At 47.7% G+C, this 15,894-nt stretch carries 15 protein-coding genes and 1 tRNA gene; 7 read left to right on the forward strand and 9 right to left on the reverse strand.

Annotated elements, in window-relative coordinates; translation table 11 throughout:
• Window positions 1-125: 125 nt before the first annotated feature.
• Together QNJ26_05925 and QNJ26_05930 are read right to left on the reverse strand one after the other, a co-directional pair.
• On the reverse strand, window positions 126-2,036 hold the full coding sequence (locus QNJ26_05925) for an OmpA family protein (protein MDJ0985064.1): 1,911 nt from the start codon (window positions 2,034-2,036) through the stop codon (window positions 126-128).
• Window positions 2,037-2,040: 4 nt separating this feature from the next.
• Window positions 2,041-2,673, reverse strand: coding sequence for a hypothetical protein (locus QNJ26_05930; GenBank protein MDJ0985065.1), 633 nt, complete (start codon window positions 2,671-2,673; stop codon window positions 2,041-2,043).
• Between the two features lie 367 nt (window positions 2,674-3,040).
• Here QNJ26_05930 and QNJ26_05935 point away from each other — a divergent pair, with 367 nt between their 5' ends.
• Window positions 3,041-3,577 (forward strand): Rab family GTPase, encoded by a 537-nt coding sequence (locus QNJ26_05935; protein MDJ0985066.1) that lies wholly within the window; start codon window positions 3,041-3,043, stop codon window positions 3,575-3,577.
• Window positions 3,570-4,940, forward strand: coding sequence for a sigma 54-interacting transcriptional regulator (locus tag QNJ26_05940; protein ID MDJ0985067.1), 1,371 nt, complete (start codon window positions 3,570-3,572; stop codon window positions 4,938-4,940). The genes QNJ26_05935 and QNJ26_05940 overlap by 8 nt, the downstream gene beginning before the upstream one ends.
• 328 nt (window positions 4,941-5,268) lie before the next feature.
• On the opposite strand, the gene QNJ26_05945 is transcribed toward QNJ26_05940, so the two are convergent.
• The gene (locus QNJ26_05945; GenBank protein MDJ0985068.1) at window positions 5,269-6,462 is read right to left on the reverse strand and encodes an aminotransferase class I/II-fold pyridoxal phosphate-dependent enzyme; all 1,194 of its coding nucleotides are present in this window, start codon (window positions 6,460-6,462) and stop codon (window positions 5,269-5,271) included.
• 307 nt (window positions 6,463-6,769) lie between these two features.
• On the opposite strand from QNJ26_05945, the gene QNJ26_05950 reads away from it, so the two are divergent.
• The gene (locus QNJ26_05950) at window positions 6,770-7,288 is read left to right on the forward strand and encodes a chemotaxis protein CheD (protein MDJ0985069.1); all 519 of its coding nucleotides are present in this window, start codon (window positions 6,770-6,772) and stop codon (window positions 7,286-7,288) included.
• On the forward strand, window positions 7,285-8,136 hold the full coding sequence (locus QNJ26_05955; GenBank protein MDJ0985070.1) for an HDOD domain-containing protein: 852 nt from the start codon (window positions 7,285-7,287) through the stop codon (window positions 8,134-8,136). The genes QNJ26_05950 and QNJ26_05955 overlap by 4 nt, the downstream gene beginning before the upstream one ends.
• Before the next feature lie 8 nt (window positions 8,137-8,144).
• Here QNJ26_05955 and QNJ26_05960 read toward each other — a convergent pair whose 3' ends face one another.
• From QNJ26_05960 to QNJ26_05970, 3 genes are all read right to left on the reverse strand, one after another.
• Window positions 8,145-8,762 carry a hypothetical protein gene (locus QNJ26_05960; GenBank protein MDJ0985071.1) on the reverse strand — a complete coding sequence of 206 codons (618 nt, stop codon included), beginning with the start codon at window positions 8,760-8,762 and terminating at the stop codon, window positions 8,145-8,147.
• Between the two features lie 145 nt (window positions 8,763-8,907).
• Entirely contained in the window at window positions 8,908-9,762 is an 855-nt protein-coding gene (locus QNJ26_05965; protein ID MDJ0985072.1) for a HesA/MoeB/ThiF family protein, read from the reverse strand.
• Window positions 9,763-9,765: 3 nt separating this feature from the next.
• Entirely contained in the window at window positions 9,766-10,005 is a 240-nt protein-coding gene (locus QNJ26_05970; GenBank protein ID MDJ0985073.1) for a MoaD/ThiS family protein, read from the reverse strand.
• Between the two features lie 132 nt (window positions 10,006-10,137).
• On the opposite strand from QNJ26_05970, the gene QNJ26_05975 reads away from it, so the two are divergent.
• The 3 genes from QNJ26_05975 to QNJ26_05985 all read left to right on the forward strand — a co-directional run bounded on the left by QNJ26_05975 (window position 10,138) and on the right by QNJ26_05985 (window position 13,512).
• Window positions 10,138-11,064, forward strand: coding sequence for an AEC family transporter (locus QNJ26_05975; protein MDJ0985074.1), 927 nt, complete (start codon window positions 10,138-10,140; stop codon window positions 11,062-11,064).
• Between the two features lie 210 nt (window positions 11,065-11,274).
• A complete protein-coding gene (locus tag QNJ26_05980; protein ID MDJ0985075.1) occupies window positions 11,275-12,222 on the forward strand; it encodes an SDR family oxidoreductase in 948 nt (315 codons plus the stop codon).
• A gap of 264 nt (window positions 12,223-12,486) precedes the next feature.
• Entirely contained in the window at window positions 12,487-13,512 is a 1,026-nt protein-coding gene (locus QNJ26_05985; protein ID MDJ0985076.1) for an NAD-dependent epimerase, read from the forward strand.
• 215 nt (window positions 13,513-13,727) lie between these two features.
• On the opposite strand, the gene QNJ26_05990 is transcribed toward QNJ26_05985, so the two are convergent.
• From QNJ26_05990 to rpsU, 3 genes are all read right to left on the reverse strand, one after another.
• Window positions 13,728-13,803, reverse strand: a tRNA-Arg gene (locus QNJ26_05990).
• Between the two features lie 250 nt (window positions 13,804-14,053).
• A complete protein-coding gene (locus QNJ26_05995; GenBank protein ID MDJ0985077.1) occupies window positions 14,054-15,352 on the reverse strand; it encodes a folylpolyglutamate synthase/dihydrofolate synthase family protein in 1,299 nt (432 codons plus the stop codon).
• Between the two features lie 62 nt (window positions 15,353-15,414).
• Window positions 15,415-15,627 (reverse strand): 30S ribosomal protein S21, encoded by a 213-nt coding sequence (rpsU, locus tag QNJ26_06000; protein ID MDJ0985078.1) that lies wholly within the window; start codon window positions 15,625-15,627, stop codon window positions 15,415-15,417.
• Window positions 15,628-15,894: the final 267 nt, after the last annotated feature.

Consider the following 15,894-nt stretch of genomic DNA (forward strand, 5'->3'; position numbering starts at 1 on the left):
CATCCAAGTGGAATGCTGTCGGGATCTGAAGATAAAATGCTTTATATAGGCCGGCGCCTTAATCTATCAAACAAACCGGCTTGCAAAAGGTTTAGCGGTTCTTCTGAAACCTCTGAAGCCGCCCATCACTGCCAGATCACCTTAAAGGTGACAGCACGATTAAAGGAGCGGTCCTGCCCATCTGTTTCACTTCGTAAAGGTTTTGTGTCGCCGACACCTCTGGCTATAAAATTTTCATTCTTCAGTCCGTTTGAAAGTAATACGGCCAGAACGGTACCAGCGCGTTGCTGACTGACCTGCAGATTGAATTCATCCGTTCCGGTGCTATCCGAATGGCCGGTGATCTTTACTTGATAGCCCCCTTTCAGCGCCTTGGTCATCGCATCCAGTTTTTTCAACTGAATAATCAAGTTGTTGATTTTATTCTGCTGGCCGGGGACGAAGTTTTCGCTTCCATGCAGAAAAAATAAAACCTGCTGCTCAATTTGGTTCTTGATATCGTTTAAACGCTCGGCGTCCACATTGATGAGCTGATCATGCTGAAAATTGGAGATGGCGGGTATGGTGTTGACCTTTTGTTGCGCCTCCAGCAGCCATTGCTGCTTGGCGCTGCCGCGGGCGTGCAGGGTATTTCCTTCCAGCTCAAGATTTACTGTTTGTGGTGGTTGCAGATGGGTATCAATGTCGATCAGTTGGGAAACATCAAATGCGGCTATCCAGGCGACGGCGGAGACCTGTCGGCGGCTGGTTTCGATCCAGTCATGCAGCGCAGCCCCCTTGGCGTACAGGATGCCACCTTTAAAATCCAGGCTGACGGTTGCCGGCGGGTTAAGGGCCGTCTGCAAGCGTTGATGCGCATATTCAGGGTCGAGAGAATAATAGGGCTCCCAGTGAAACTGGACCTGTTTTGGTTGCTGATTTGCAGCATCCATTTCGACTGCGGGATCCGGTGCCAGCGGATCTTTAAGCCCGTAAATATGGTGTCGGCCGTCTTTGTGGATGACATTCGTGATGACGATCCCCGGCCGATCGCGCAACCCGGATAAATACTGTGACCAGCGGCGTTGCCCTTGGTAGCGGGACAGCATCCAGCCCCCCAGCAATATCAGTATAAGGGCGACGACCGCCCACAGCAGATACGATGGTTTTTGTTTATCTTTTTTAAACTGAGCTGATAGACAGTCTTCAAGAATATAGCGTGTTTCTTCAAATGGCGCCGGGTCTCCATCAAACGACACCAATGCTTCACGGTGCCTGAAATGAATTTCCTCCAGGGCATCCCTTAAAAAATTTTGAAGGTCTACCGGTGGATTGCCGCGAATCACAGCCGCTAAAAACGCATGCGGCCCGTGTTCGATCCAAACACTGCGCTCGCCGACGCGCAGTGTTTCAAGAGGTTCATCCGCGGGGCCGCCAAATGAATCCTGGACAAAATCCTTGATGGCGGTCAGCATGCTGGAGACCAGATCCGGGTCGTCGGCGATCACCGTCTTGGTGGCGACTTGATGAAGCACCAGGCCGGTTTCCCGATGGATGAGAAATACCTGTTCGACCTGATAGATCAATGTGTGCAGTAACACCACCTCGGCAAAAGATTTCTGAGTCCTGAGCGCCTCGAGTCGCCATTTGAGTCCATTGATGGATACGCTGTGTTCAAGGATCTGGTTAAAACTCTGCACCATCCCTTGAATGGCGGACGCGATGGCTCTGCGGATGGCCGGGCCCATAACCGGAAAAAGTGCATCGACCAGCGCCTTGCGGTCTCTTTTGATGGAAGATTTGATCGTCTTTTCGGTGATGGGTTCCAAAGCCATTTCAATCTTTTTATCGCGCTGCGAGCGTATAGAAATGGCTTCCGGCAAAACACGGCTGACGTCTTTGGCATGCAAATCGGGTGTGTCCAGGCGTCGTTGCAATTCATCCAGCTGCGCCTGAATGGGCTTAAGCAGAAGTTCACGCAGTTCGTCTAAGGCTTCCTCGGGCGTCTGGGAGCCCTCAGCCGCTTTTCCGCCCTGCTCGTCGCTTGAATCGCTCATGCTTCTAATCATCCGTTGCCGGGTCAAATTTCGCGGCCAATTCATTGGATGTGCGCACAGCCAATTCCATCAGCAGTTCAGATAGGGTTGTGCGTGCCACTTTATCTTCATTGAGCTCATTGTAGGCCCGCTTAAGCGCTTGGGCAGCTTCATCTTGCTTTTGAGAGATCTCATTGGATAAATCTTTGGATGCGTCTAGTAGACGCTGCCTCAGGTCACGGGTGTCTGTGCTCTGTTTTTCTTCCAGCTGTTCAATATTTTTTGATAGCGTTCGCGTTGAATCCTTAAACTCTTTGGATAATTTTTTAGTGGATGCATCGCGCATGGACTGCTCATTTTTGAGGCGATCGCTGAACGCTTCAACCTCTTTTTTGATAAAGGCTTCGATTGAATCCAAGCGTTTATGGATCGTGTCGCGCAATTCTGCATGCTTCTTGTGAAGGTCATCTTCCAAACGGGTGAACCTTTTGTCGTAATCCTGCATTTGGTTGCCAAAAATAATCTCTCTGATTTTGTCAACACTCTGGGCACCGGTAGTTTCCTGGGAGCCTTTCTGAGGACGGTTGCCCGCTGAGGATTCAGCAGAAGATTTATTCTTTGGAGATGATGGGCTGGCTTTTCTCTTGGCCTTTGTCACCGGTCTACTCCTTTCATTTTAAATTAGAAGCCGTCATAAAAAACGACCATCAAACCGTGCTTCGGCGCTTTCGTTATTCTTTAAACGCCTTCTAATCCAGATTAACCTTGTTGCCATCTTGATGCCTGAATTGGTATACGACTTCACTTTTATGCCAAAGATTAAACTTTTTCAAGGAAATTTAACCTGTTGTGAAGTTTAGAATTATCTGCTATTGAAAAAAAATATGCAGGGTAGGTGAAAACACAGTTACAGAGTGTTGCGAGCGCCTGACTGGCTGTCAGCTCCAGGCACGCATTTGCAGCGCACATGCTTTCTGGTTGGTGGCACGAGTCAACGGATTTACTTTCATGTAACGGGTGGTTCAATGGCTTCAGTGAAGAAAAAAATTTGCTTGTTGGGATCATTTGCAGTGGGTAAAACCAGCCTGATCGAACGGTTTGTCTACGACCGCTTCGATGATAAGTATCTAACCACCATTGGTGTTAAAATCAGCCAAAAAGCGCTGCCGCCGATTCAAACACCCAACAGCAACCAGATGATCCAGCATACATTTTTGATCTGGGATATTGCCGGCCTGGAAAAATTTGACAGCGTGGTAACCAACTACTTCCGCGGCGCAACCGGCGCCCTGATTGTTGCCGATTTGACCCGGGCGGAAACCATCGAACACTTCGGCCAGATATACGAGCGGTTTTCCGCCATCAGCCCGGATGCAGCTGTGATCGTTTTGGGGAATAAGCTGGACATCTTTGAAGAAGATAAACGAACATTGTCAGCCCTGAAAGCCAAAGCGGCGGAATACAAAACCGAATTGCTGTTGACCAGTGCCAAGACCGGTGAAGGGGTTGAGCAGGCTTTTATGAACCTGTCAAACAAAATAGGGTGCCGCGCTCATGAGTGATGCCTTAAAACAACTGCTGACCTACAAAAATTTGGGAACTGTTGTCTTTAACGAACAGTTCAATATCATCGAGATAGATACACTGGCAAAAGAATTATTCGTATTGATCGGGCTGCGCTTGAGCAAAGGTCATTTGCTCGATTTTTTCCCTGAATTGATCGGCAGTGAAGAATTTATCAAAACCATCATCCAGCAAAGAAAAAGCGATTTTCGATTGGATTTTGTCAACCGCTCCTTGGAAGGTGAAGATCCGGTCTTCTTTAATTTGCTAATTTTGCCGGACAAGCAAAAGAATCATGGACTTGTTGTAGTTGAAAACGTTACCGAGCAGGCACTCGCCGCCCAGGAGTTAAACCAGGATCGCTATGAACTTTTTCTTTACAAACGCGATCCGGAGTTTCGCAAAAAATTTCTGAGCGAAAGTATTTTGGGCGACTCGGCATCCATTCAAGGCATCCGCGAAACGATTCAAAAACTCAGCAAATTTCCCTCGGCAACGGTTTTGCTGATGGGGGAAACCGGATCCGGCAAAAATCTGGCAGCCCGCGTTCTGCACTATAGCTCGATGTCTGCTGATGCGCCTTTTGTCGAAATTAACTGTGCTGCCTTACCGGAACATCTGATTGAATCAGAGCTTTTTGGCTACGAAAAAGGGGCCTTTACCCATGCGGTCACCGCCAAGCGCGGATTATTGGAGGAGGCCCGGGGCGGTACACTGTTTTTAGATGAAATCGGTGAAATGCCGCTCAACATGCAAGCCAAATTGCTCAATGCGCTGGAAACCAAGCAATTCCGCCGTCTGGGCAGTACCAAATCCATTGAAGCCGACATTCGCATCATTGCAGCAACCAATCGCGATCTAAACAATGAGGTCGAAGCAAAGCGGTTTCGAGAAGACCTCTTTTATCGCTTAAATGTCGTCTCCTTAACCATGCCACCCTTACGTGAACTGGGAGCAGATATCATGATCATCGCCGAATATCTGCTGAAATTATTTAATGTTGAGTTCAAAAGGAACGTCAAAGGCTTTACCCAGGATGCGCGTCAACTTTTACTCAGTTACGCTTGGCCGGGTAATGTCCGCGAACTCAGCAACTGCCTGGAACGGGCCATGATATTTGCCGATCATGATACACTGGATGCTCATGAACTGGTGATCTCTGGAACGCAAGCCCGACAATCGAACCAGCAGGCCCACCAGTGGACCGTTCCGCACGGGGGCATCGTATTGGAAGAGGTGGAACGGCAATTGATTTTGTCGGCCTTGGAGCAGTCGGGCCATAATAAAAGCAAGGCCGCCCGATTGCTGGGTTTGACCCGAGATACCCTGCGCTATCGACTGGACAAATATCAGCTCTCATAATGGGGTTGCGGCAAATACCCCATCACTTTCAGCAATATCCCCCGCTTCAACCCTTTGCCGCTTCTGGCAGCAATCGCATATAAAAAAATATTAATTAATTACAATATGTTATAAAACAGAGCATTTGCGGATCAGAATGGCATGATACTTGTTTATGGTTATGTCCATGTGGAGCTGCTATGAAACTGATTTGCCCAAAATGCGGAAAAGTTCAGGATGTTAACAAAGATGAGATGATGGGCCGGTATATTGTTTGTCGACACTGCCGTTATGCATTTAAATGGGAAAAAAATCTAAAGCGCTCAGATGCGGATAAACCGCATCCCATTTAGCTTTCAATATATGCCTTAAATTTGGCGAGCCCCTCTTCGATCTCAGGTGTATCGATTCCTGAATAAGCCAGACGGATGTATGCGTTTTTCTCACCCTCTAGTGGCCGGCCAAAATGTAAGCGCGAGCAGAACGATACACCCGTTGCGCTCAAAACATCTCTTCGGAATTCCTCATAATCACTAAAGCCTTTTTGCTGCATGGCAGCGGTGACATTTGGAAACAGGTAAAAAGTGGCATTTGGACGGAAGCAATGGATGCCGTCTATGGAATTTAAGATGTCCACTGCGGTATCCCGCCTGTCTTTTAGCGTGTCGAGTATCTGTTGCGCTCCGGTTGGATCGCCGGTGAGCCCTTCAATAGCCCCATACTGAATAAAGTGATTCGGGCAGGATTCGTCATTGACATTTAGTTTGGCAATCACTTCGATAATCTCTTTGGGGCCGATGGTGGCGCCCAGACGCCAGCCGGTCATGGCAAACTTTTTAGAGAAGGTATACAGGATAACGCTGCGTTCAGCCATATCCGGCAAAGATGCAAAAGAGGTACTTTTGCCTTCATAACGGATGTCAAAATAGGCTTCATCGCTTAACACAAAAAGATTATGTTCACGCACCAGCGCGGCCAGCGCTTCCATTTCTGCGATCGAACATTCTGCGCCGGTGGGATTCTGTAAGTCATTGAGAATCAGTAGCTTGGTTTTGGGTGTAATTTTTTGAGCGAGCGCATCGATATCGATTTCAAAGTTATCTTTGCCTTCAAGATAGCTGTAGGGAACAGCGACGCCACCGTTGAACTCGATCTGTGATTCATAGATAGGGTATCCAGGGTTGGGATAGAGGACTTCGTCGCCCGGATTCATAAGGGTCAGGATAAATTTGCCGATCGTGGGTTTGCCGCCGGGCTGAATGGCGACATTTTCCATTGTGTAAGAAATCCCGCGCGAAGCACTGACGTCGGCTGCTAGAACTTCGCGCAACTGGGGTATTCCGGCATTGGGGCAGTAGCCGGTCTTGCCCTCTCGCATGGCTTTAATGGCGGCTTCCATTACATTGGCGGGCGTTAAAATATTCATATCGCCCAGGTGAAAAGGATATACCTTGTTGCTTTCAGCTGCAAAGGCAGCCGCTTCGGCCGACACCGCAAAAGCGGTTTCGGTACCCAACCTTTGAATACGTTTAGCGATCTTCATAATCATTTTCCTATCTGAAAAAGGATGTGGATGGCATCCGGTTGAAATGATAGGCGTAACCATAGACCAAAAAGAAAAATTCTTCAACCCGTCAGATTTGCCGTGCCCAATGGACGGCATCCACAAAGAACCGCGGGCCAAAACCGCTGGTATTTTAGGTTGTTGACGGATAAACCGATCGACTGCATAGGCCCGATCTCCAACTCGCAGCGATTATTTTTGATTCAAGTCCCGGATATGTTCGACCGATATTGTCTATAAGCTGTCGAAATTACATTATGATCTAAAATTGCACAGGAAATACGCGATGCTCAATACCCAGCTGTCTCATCAACCGATCTCAGTAATGACCGCGGTCAATTTTGGCCAGCTAAAGATCACCCGAAATATTGCGGAAACATTGGTGGCCTTCTCGGTGGGTTCCGGTATGGCCATATCCATCTATGATCCGAAAGCCAAAGTCGGCGGGTTGCTGAATGTTGTCTTACCCGATTCGTCGATGATGTCACCGTTGAAAGCCCAATTCCAACCGTTTATGTTTGCCGATACCGGTCTGGGCGCCTTTTTGAATGGGCTCAATGATATCGGGGCGCGAACTGAAAATTTAAAGGTGGTGCTGGCCGGTGGGGCACAGATCATGGACCAGACCGACGCATTTAATATCGGAAACAAAAATTTGCAGGCCGTCACCTCTTTCCTAAGGGAACGCAACTTGGCCATTCATTATGCGGATACCGGTGGGCTTTTTCTTAGAACACTGCGTTTGGATATGGGTAATGGAGATAGCCATATTCAAATTTTAGGTCAGACAGAGGTGACCGTATGACCAATATTGATGATATCATCAACGGTATCGACACCCTCAAGCCGATACCGCCAGTGGCGGCCCAGCTGATGACTTTGGCCGAAGATGAGCACAGTTCAATGTCTGACATTGCGGATTTGATTATTCACGATCCTTCGATCACCGCCAGCATATTGAAAATCTGCAACTCAGCCCATTTCGGGTTGTCTCGGCGGATTGACTCCGTGCGGGATGCCATCGTTTTGCTGGGATTGGATGAGGTGGTGGAGTTGGTGTTGCTCAATGCAACGGCGGCAAACTTCAGAGATGAACCTGATGGTTACGGACTCGGCGAAGGAGAGCTCTGGAAACATGCGGTTTTTTCCGCATATGCAGCCAAGGTGCTAGCCGAAATCCATGGATTTGCATCTCAGAGACATCTCATTTTCACAGCAGCGCTTCTGAAGGATATCGGAAAACTGATTATCGGCCGATTTGTGGCCTTTTCCTATGAAAAAATCCACATATTGGTCCATTCAAAAGGATACAGTTTTGATGAAGCTGAAAAAGAAGTCATTGGCATCAATCATGAAGAGCTCGGTGCCCGAGTGGGTCAACAGTGGCGATTTACGGATAACCTTATCTATATTATTCGCCATCACCATATGGCCGATAAAACCGCTAGAGACAACCCGGAAACCGCACTAGTGTATCTGGCGGATGTGATGTGCATGATGATTGGATTTGGCACTGGTGTGGATGGTCTTGCCTACCGTTTTTACAGTGAGGTCTTAGATCGCATGAAACTGGCCGAGAAAGATTTGCAAGACGTGATTTTCGATATTGGACAGCGCCGGCAAAAGCTTGATAAGCTGTTGAGCATGGTATAAGCCAAACCTCAGGTGCCTGCGGATTGGAAAAGCTCATCCAAACTCAATCGATTGACCGCATCGGTTATCAATTCTCCAATAACAAGTTCCGCATCCTTACTGCCGACAACCCGCAAGCGTTCAGCATTGCCGGTGATGGTCTGGCCGTTAACAAAGCGATTGTCTTTAAGAAGATTGGTCTGGTAAGTTATCTGAACCACCCATTTGCGCTTGACCAAATCGAGTTTGAATTCTTTTAAAATGATCTCTATGGTCGTCGGCTGAAGTTGATCTTCTGCAGCCACCTGGATGCCCGCATTTTCAAGTCTTTTCTTAAAGACAGTCTTGATCATTGAGCACAGACTAAACGCTCCCACCAGTTGCTCATTTTTATCGTCGCTGGCAACGATCAGTGCAAAGTTTCCTGAAAAGTCTTTTAGGGCTGCTTTGGCACTTTGGGTCACAATGGCCTGTTCGGTTCTTTGATCTTTGAAAGTTAGAGAAACCTCGGATTGATCAGCGGTCAGGCTTTCTATGGGTAATTGATAATTGACAACCAAATAATTTTTCGAGGTACAAGAACCAAATGCCAGGGATATGAAAATGACAATCGTCAATGTTTTGGTAAGGCAGCCAGTTGACATCATAGATGCTTCTCCTTTGAAAGAAAGCTTGTCGATACGACCCAATCCCCTGATGGCTTAAAATTATCGCCAATAGTCCTGAAACTGTCAAGGCTGAAATGGGTGTCCAAAGCGTTGCAACAGATCAATTTTATACGACATTCGACTATCACAAGCGCACCACGTCGAAAACACCCGTATCCAGATCAGCCACCAGCAGTTTATTGCGCAGGATTTCGGATTTGGCGTGAAGTATTTTTACAACTTCAGCACATTCAAGAGCGGCCAGAAAGGTCACCGAATAGGGTACCGTCCCAAGTGCTGCTTCTGCCCCTTTGGACGGCAGGTTGTCTTCTTCTCCATAAATAAGTGTTAAGCCTTGATCGTCAGGGAAAACGGTTGTCACCTGGCCGCACGCTCCGGCGACCGCAGCTGACACAAGTGGCGCTCCGATCTGTTTGCACAGCCGCTCTAAAATAAATCGCGTTTTTAAATTGTCTAGACAATCAACACAGACGTCCGAGCCTTGCAGCAGTTGCGCGCCATTTTCCGCATCCAAAAAACGGGAATGCGTGTTGACATCAAGGGAGGAGTTGATCGCTTTGATGCGCTGGTCCGCGGTCTCAGCCTTTGACTGGGTCATCCGGCCGGGCGTACTTAAAAATTGACGGTTTAAATTACTTTCTTCAAATGAATCTCCGTCGATGACATTCAATTTGCCAATGCCGATACGCGCCAGTATTTCCACCACGGCGCCGCCAAGTCCGCCGAGCCCGACAATACTGACGCTTGCTTTTAACAGCGTGATCTGGTCTTGGGGGCTGAATGTTTTCATATTACGCGCATACCGCTCGGGAATGGCGCCATTTTCAAGGGCGATGATTTCTATTTCGCGGCCACTGATACCCAAGGTTTTTGATAGCTGAGCAATGTGCTTGACGGAGATGCTGTTATAGGAAGTTTGGTCCGGGAATTTTTTAGGCTGGGCGCATTTTAGAATTCTCTTAATGGCATCCGCTTTCAACGTTTATCCTCCTCCAACAGGCGGAAAGATGCCGACCTTTTCACCACCGCTTAATACAGTGGACAGTTCTGCTCTGACACCATCGACGAAAACCAGTTTGATCAGATCTTGTGGTACATCCAGTTGCGATATCAACAGACCAACGGTGATGCCCGATTCTATTGCATAGTTGTCAGCAACGGGTGGCATAAACTTTTTAAGGCTGGCAAATAATTGGAGCTGAATATAGGTTTCTTTGGACATTTAATCTCAGTTGTATTAAAGCGGGTGTCGGAATCAAAATGGGAAAGTTATGAGATCCCGTAAAAGCATTAGCTAAATACTAGAACCAATCCTTTTGAAAGTCAAGTAAACAAAGGCTTCATTGGTGTTGTAATGATCCATACCCTTATCACAATCCTGCCTATTTTTATGATTATTCTGTTAGGCTGGTTGGCACGTGTGTTTGGCTTTATTCGGACGGAATTTATCGAGCCTGCCAATCGATTGGTGTTTTACCTCGCCATACCAGCGATGGTTTTCCGATCCATTTCCAAGGCATCGCTGGACCTTCAAATTGACGGCCAACTTGTGCTGTTGGTGATGTTGTCGATTTGTACGGTGTTTGCGGCGGCCTGGCTTCTGGCAATTGTGGTGAAGCTGCCGCAAGGTCACCGGGGGACCTTCATACAGAACTCATTTCACGGGAATTTGGGCTACATCGGTTTGGCGGTCTCTTTTTACTATCTGGGCAACGACGGATTTGTGCGGGCAAGTATTCTGGCCGGTTTCATGATGATTCTGCAAAATTTTCTGTCGGTCATTGCCTTGCAGGTCAATTCCCCCATCAGTAGCGCTTCGCCTAAATTAGGGGCTGTCATCCTGAAAATTATAGGCAATCCCATCATCTTGTCAGCGGCGGCTGGCATTATTGTATCTCTGACGGCTTTGCCTGTGCCGCAACTGGTGGGCCGCTGTTTGGACATCTTGAGCGATCTGGCGCTGCCTCTGGCCTTGTTGATTATTGGTGCATCCCTATCATTTGGAACGGTGTCGTCGCGTCTAAAAGCGGTGCTGTCAACCGGGATGTTAAAACTATTTTTTATGCCCGCTGTCGGCTGGCTGTTGTTTCGCCTGTGGGGTCTTGAGACGGAAGTGGTTCTGCCCGCGATCATACTACTGGCCTCACCGACAGCGACGGTAACCTATGTGATGGCCAGAGAGATGCATGGTGACAGCGAATTTGCGGTGGTCGCTATTTCAGTCAATACGCTGCTTTCAGCGGCCACTTTCACTTTCTGGCTGAGTATCGTGGGCCCATAACGATGGGCCTTTTATGATACCCTTTTTTGGGACTAAGACAGACAAAATGTTATTTGTGTGTTGTCGGCGGTTATTTTCCGGTGTAAAATACATATACACCTTATAAACGCGAATATGTTGCTTGCCGAAGCGTGTCATCGGAACCCGGCATCACCCAAATAGGCGCAGGGCCCCTTGAGATGGCCCCAACATATTCAGTGGACATCGATTATGAAACTGCCCTTTAAAAAAGCGCTGGTGACCGGAGGCGCTGGATTTATCGGTTCGCACCTGGTGGAAGCCCTGGCGGCAAACGGCTGTCAGGTGACGGTATTGGATAATCTGTCATCTGGTCATATGACCAATTTAAAGCATTTATCTGGGAAATTTGTTTTTCACAGGGAAGATATTCGGGATTCCGAAGCCCTGCTTGCCGCTGCTGAAAACTGTGACGTCATCTTCCATCTGGCTGCAGTCGTTTCTGTTCCGCTGACCATTGAAAATCCGGTCGACACTGCGGAAGTCAATGATAGGGGCTCTTTACTGGTTTTGGAGGCCGCCCGCAAACAACAGGTCAAACGGGTTGTTTTTTCCAGTTCCTGTGCCATTTACGGCGATGATCCACAGCTGCCCAAACGTGAAGACATGCCGCCAAAACCGATGAGCCCGTATGCGGTTCAAAAACTGGCGGCTGAATACTTTACCAATGTATATTATGATCTCTTTGGTCTTGAAACGAGTGTCCTGCGTTATTTTAACGTATACGGCCCCCGACAGGATCCGTCATCACCGTATTCGGGTGTGATCTCGATTTTTATGACCAAAGCCTTGCGGGATGAGGCCGCCGTCATTTACGGTGATGGCAACCAAAGCAGAGACTTTATTTATGTGACCGATGTCGTCAAAGCCAACTTGCTGGCCGCAACGGCCCAAGGTGCCTGCGGTCAGGTCATCAATATTGGCGCGGGCCGTTCGGTTCAGATTAACGCACTCTGGCATGCGATTTGTGCTTTGTCCGGTCGGCAACTGGAACCAACCTATGGGCCTCAAAGACCGGGCGATATCGTCGAATCCTTAGCGGCCATGAAAAAAGCCAAACAACTGCTGGCGTTTGAGTGTGACGTCTCCTTTGAAAAAGGACTTGAGAAGACCTTTGAATGGTACCGCAGCCAACAGTAAAAAAGGTGTCAGTGTTCGTGTATCAGGGTTCGGTTGGTTTCAGGTGTCAGGTTTCAGTAAACAGGCCATGGCTCATAGCGCACAGCTCATAGCCTGATTTCCAAACTTCAAATTTATAACTATGAACTATCAGCTATCAGCTACGAGCTATTGGTTTTTGACACCTGAACCGCCAACGGCGGAACTTTAGAGACTGACACCTGAACACTGAAACCTTATATTTTCTGACTCCCGAAATCTGAAATTTAAAGAATGGAGCAAGATATGGAACTAAAGTACGAGAACGTACTGGTCACCGGTGCGGCCGGCTTTATCGGGTATCACCTAGCCAAGCGGCTATTGGCCAACGGCTGCCGGGTCGTGGGTCTTGATAATCTGAACCCGTATTATGACGTGGCGCTTAAAGCGGCCCGGCTTGAGGAACTTAAAAGCGAGTCAAATTTCACTTTTTTTAAGTTTGACCTGTCCGACCGTAAGCAACTGGAAGATATTTTTAACGGGACTGAATTTGATGTCGTGGTCAATCTGGCCGCCCAGGCAGGGGTCCGCTATTCCCTTGAAAACCCGCACGCATATGTGGATTCAAACCTGGTCGGGTTTGTCAATCTACTTGAATGCTGCCGACACCATGCGGTGCCGCATCTTGTGTTTGCATCTTCCAGTTCAGTCTACGGCGCCAACACCACCATGCCCTTTTCCGTGCATGACAATGTCGATCATCCCGTCTCTTTATACGCCGCCACCAAAAAAGCTAACGAATTGATGGCGCATACCTATAGCCATCTGTACGGGCTACCCTGTACCGGATTGCGGTTTTTTACGGTTTATGGTCCCTGGGGCCGCCCGGATATGGCCCTTTTTCTATTTACCCAGGCCATTTTGGAAAATAAACCTATTCAGGTATTTAATCATGGCAAGATGCAACGTGATTTTACCTATATTGACGACATCATTGAAGGGGTGGTGCGGGTGATGGGCCGGCTGCCGGAGGCCAATCCGAATTGGCAGGGGGACGCACCGGATCCGGGCACCTCTTATGCACCCTATAAAATTTACAATATCGGCAACAATCAACCGGTGGAACTCCTCAAATTTATCGAAGTCATTGAAGCCGCCCTGGGCAAAAAGGCCAAAAAACAGTTTATGGATCTGCAACCGGGGGATGTTGTGGCCACTTACGCGGATGTGGATGATTTAATGCAGGATGTCGGATTTAAACCCGCAACGCCGATCGAAAAAGGTGTAGCGCTTTTTATTGAATGGTATCAGCGATTTTACAGTATAAAGTAAGATTTATTATTTTTCTATGATTATAAAATAAAATTATTATTATTTTATATAAATAATTTATTATTTAATATAATTAATATTATAAAATGTAATGTAAGAATTAAATTATTATAACATGATTGTATCTAAATACGCTGGTTGAAGGGTTTTTCGCTCTTGATAGCGGCACTCACCATAAAAGGGCTATCGTATCATACGATAGCCCTTTTTATTACTGGTACGCCCGGCTGGATTCGAACCAGCGGCTTTCAGCTCCGGAGGCTGACGCTCTATCCTCTGAGCTACGGGCGCCTGTTGAGGACTTTGATAAGCATTCCCTTTTGCCCAATTTCTGTGTCAGACTAAAATTTTAATCCTCGACATACTTAAAGTATGCCTCCGGTATAAAATTTTGGTCTTCCTTGAACTTGGACAAAATTGAACGCTTCTAAAAGCCCTAAAAAATAATTATTTTATCCTTATTCAGAAGTCAAGGTCAAAGCTGTTGCTTTTATTGCGCAGTTGTCGTCTCTATCTATTAACGTGCATCAACATTTTAACGTTAACTTTTGATGGATTTGAGCAGGCCTTTTTCGATGGCTGCTTTGACTTCGCCGACCACGTACAAAGAGCCGGCAATGCAGACAACGTCATCGCGACCGGCTGTTTCGATGGCATATTTGGCTGCTGCGGCCGTATCGGGTATGATCCTGACATCGGTAATGGATTTTTTAGCGATCGTGTAAAGCTTTTCCGGGGCCAGTGCCCGACCGGTTTGGGCGCGGGTAATAATTACCCGGGAACATAGCGGCAGCAAACTGCTGAGCATCGAGCGATAGGGCTTATCGTCCAATATGCCGACAACAAGCGTTATTTGGCGTTTGTTCAGGTGTTGCGCCAGAAATTTGGCCAGATTGCGTGCCGCTGCCAAATTGTGGGCGCCATCCAGAATGACCAGGGGATGTTGGCAGACCATTTCCAGCCTACCGGCCCAGCGCGTGTTTGCCAGACCCTTTGTAATACTACCTAATGTTATGGTGGCCTTATCTTTTATGAGCACCTCGCAGGCAGCCAGGGCCAGCGCAGTATTTTGAACCTGGTAGCGTCCGAGCAGGGGGGTCTGCATATGGCGCCAGCTATTTTCGAGGCCGTGATAGGAAAAGCCGCCCGATGAATTTTGCCTGACCTTGAAATCCTGGCCCAGCATGAATAGGGGGGCAGATTGTTTGCGGGCAATGCGTTGCACAACCGATCGGGCTTGCTTTTGTTTTACACCACTGACAACCGGTGTTGACGGCTTGATAATGCCGGCTTTTTCGCGGGCAATCTCCGCCAGGGTGTTGCCCAGATAATCACGATGCTCCATCGATACATTGGTGATGATGGATATGGCCGGCTGTATGACATTGGTGGCATCATAGCGCCCGCCCATGCCGGTTTCAATTACCGCCCAATCGACCCGATGTTGGCCAAACGCATGTAAGGCCATGGCGGTGGCAAACTCAAAAAACGTGGGGCTGCGCTTTCCATGATGCACACGTTTGACGGCCCGATAAAATTTGATTACCTCGTTGTTTGATATCTGACGGTTGTTGATACAGATGCGTTCATTAAAGCGCACCAGGTGTGGTGAGGTATATAGGCCGACTTTGTATCCGGATGCAAATAGAATCGAGGAAAGCGCTGCGGCAACCGAGCCTTTGCCATTGGTTCCCGCCACGTGAATACAGGCGTAACTGCGATGGGGGTTACCAAGGCCTTTAAGGATGTCTTGAATCGTTTCCAGGCCGAGGATAATCCCGAAACGTCTCAGACCATACATGGTCTCCAGACAGCGCTGATAGGTGCGTTTTGATGTCATGGCGATAAAAAAACCCGGCAGAAATTTCTTCTGCCGGGTTTCCCGTTTATCTGAGTTGGGTCCTAACGTCTGCGGTATTTGGCTGCACGGGCAGCAGCCAATCTTTCTCTTCTTAAGGCTTCGCGCATCTTGCGGCGTCTGTATTCACTCGGCTTTTCATAATTCTTCTTGAGCTTAAGCCGTTTGAACAGACCATCATTTTGAATCTTCTTTTTTAAGATTCGCATGGCCTTTTCAACATCGTTGTCGATGACCCTGACTTCAATATCCTTCAAATTCCTCGCCCCCTTTTACAGTCCAATTTTATTGGTAAGTTCTTGAAATTATCAATTTTCGAATATTTTGGATTAAACAATTTTTTATATATTGTATGTCTTCGTTTTGCAAGAGAAATTTAACTAAACCTAGATAAAAGTCTAAAGCATTATCCGTAGAATGCAAACTTTGAGCTTAAAAGCCCGCCAATATTGTCTTGACACGAGCCCCGCCTTCGGCATACTCTGCCGTCAAAAAATGGTTACCTCTTTGGTGTATGAACCCAT

This window comes from Desulfobacterales bacterium (assembly GCA_030066985.1).
GTDB lineage: Bacteria > Desulfobacterota > Desulfobacteria > Desulfobacterales > JAHEIW01 > JAHEIW01.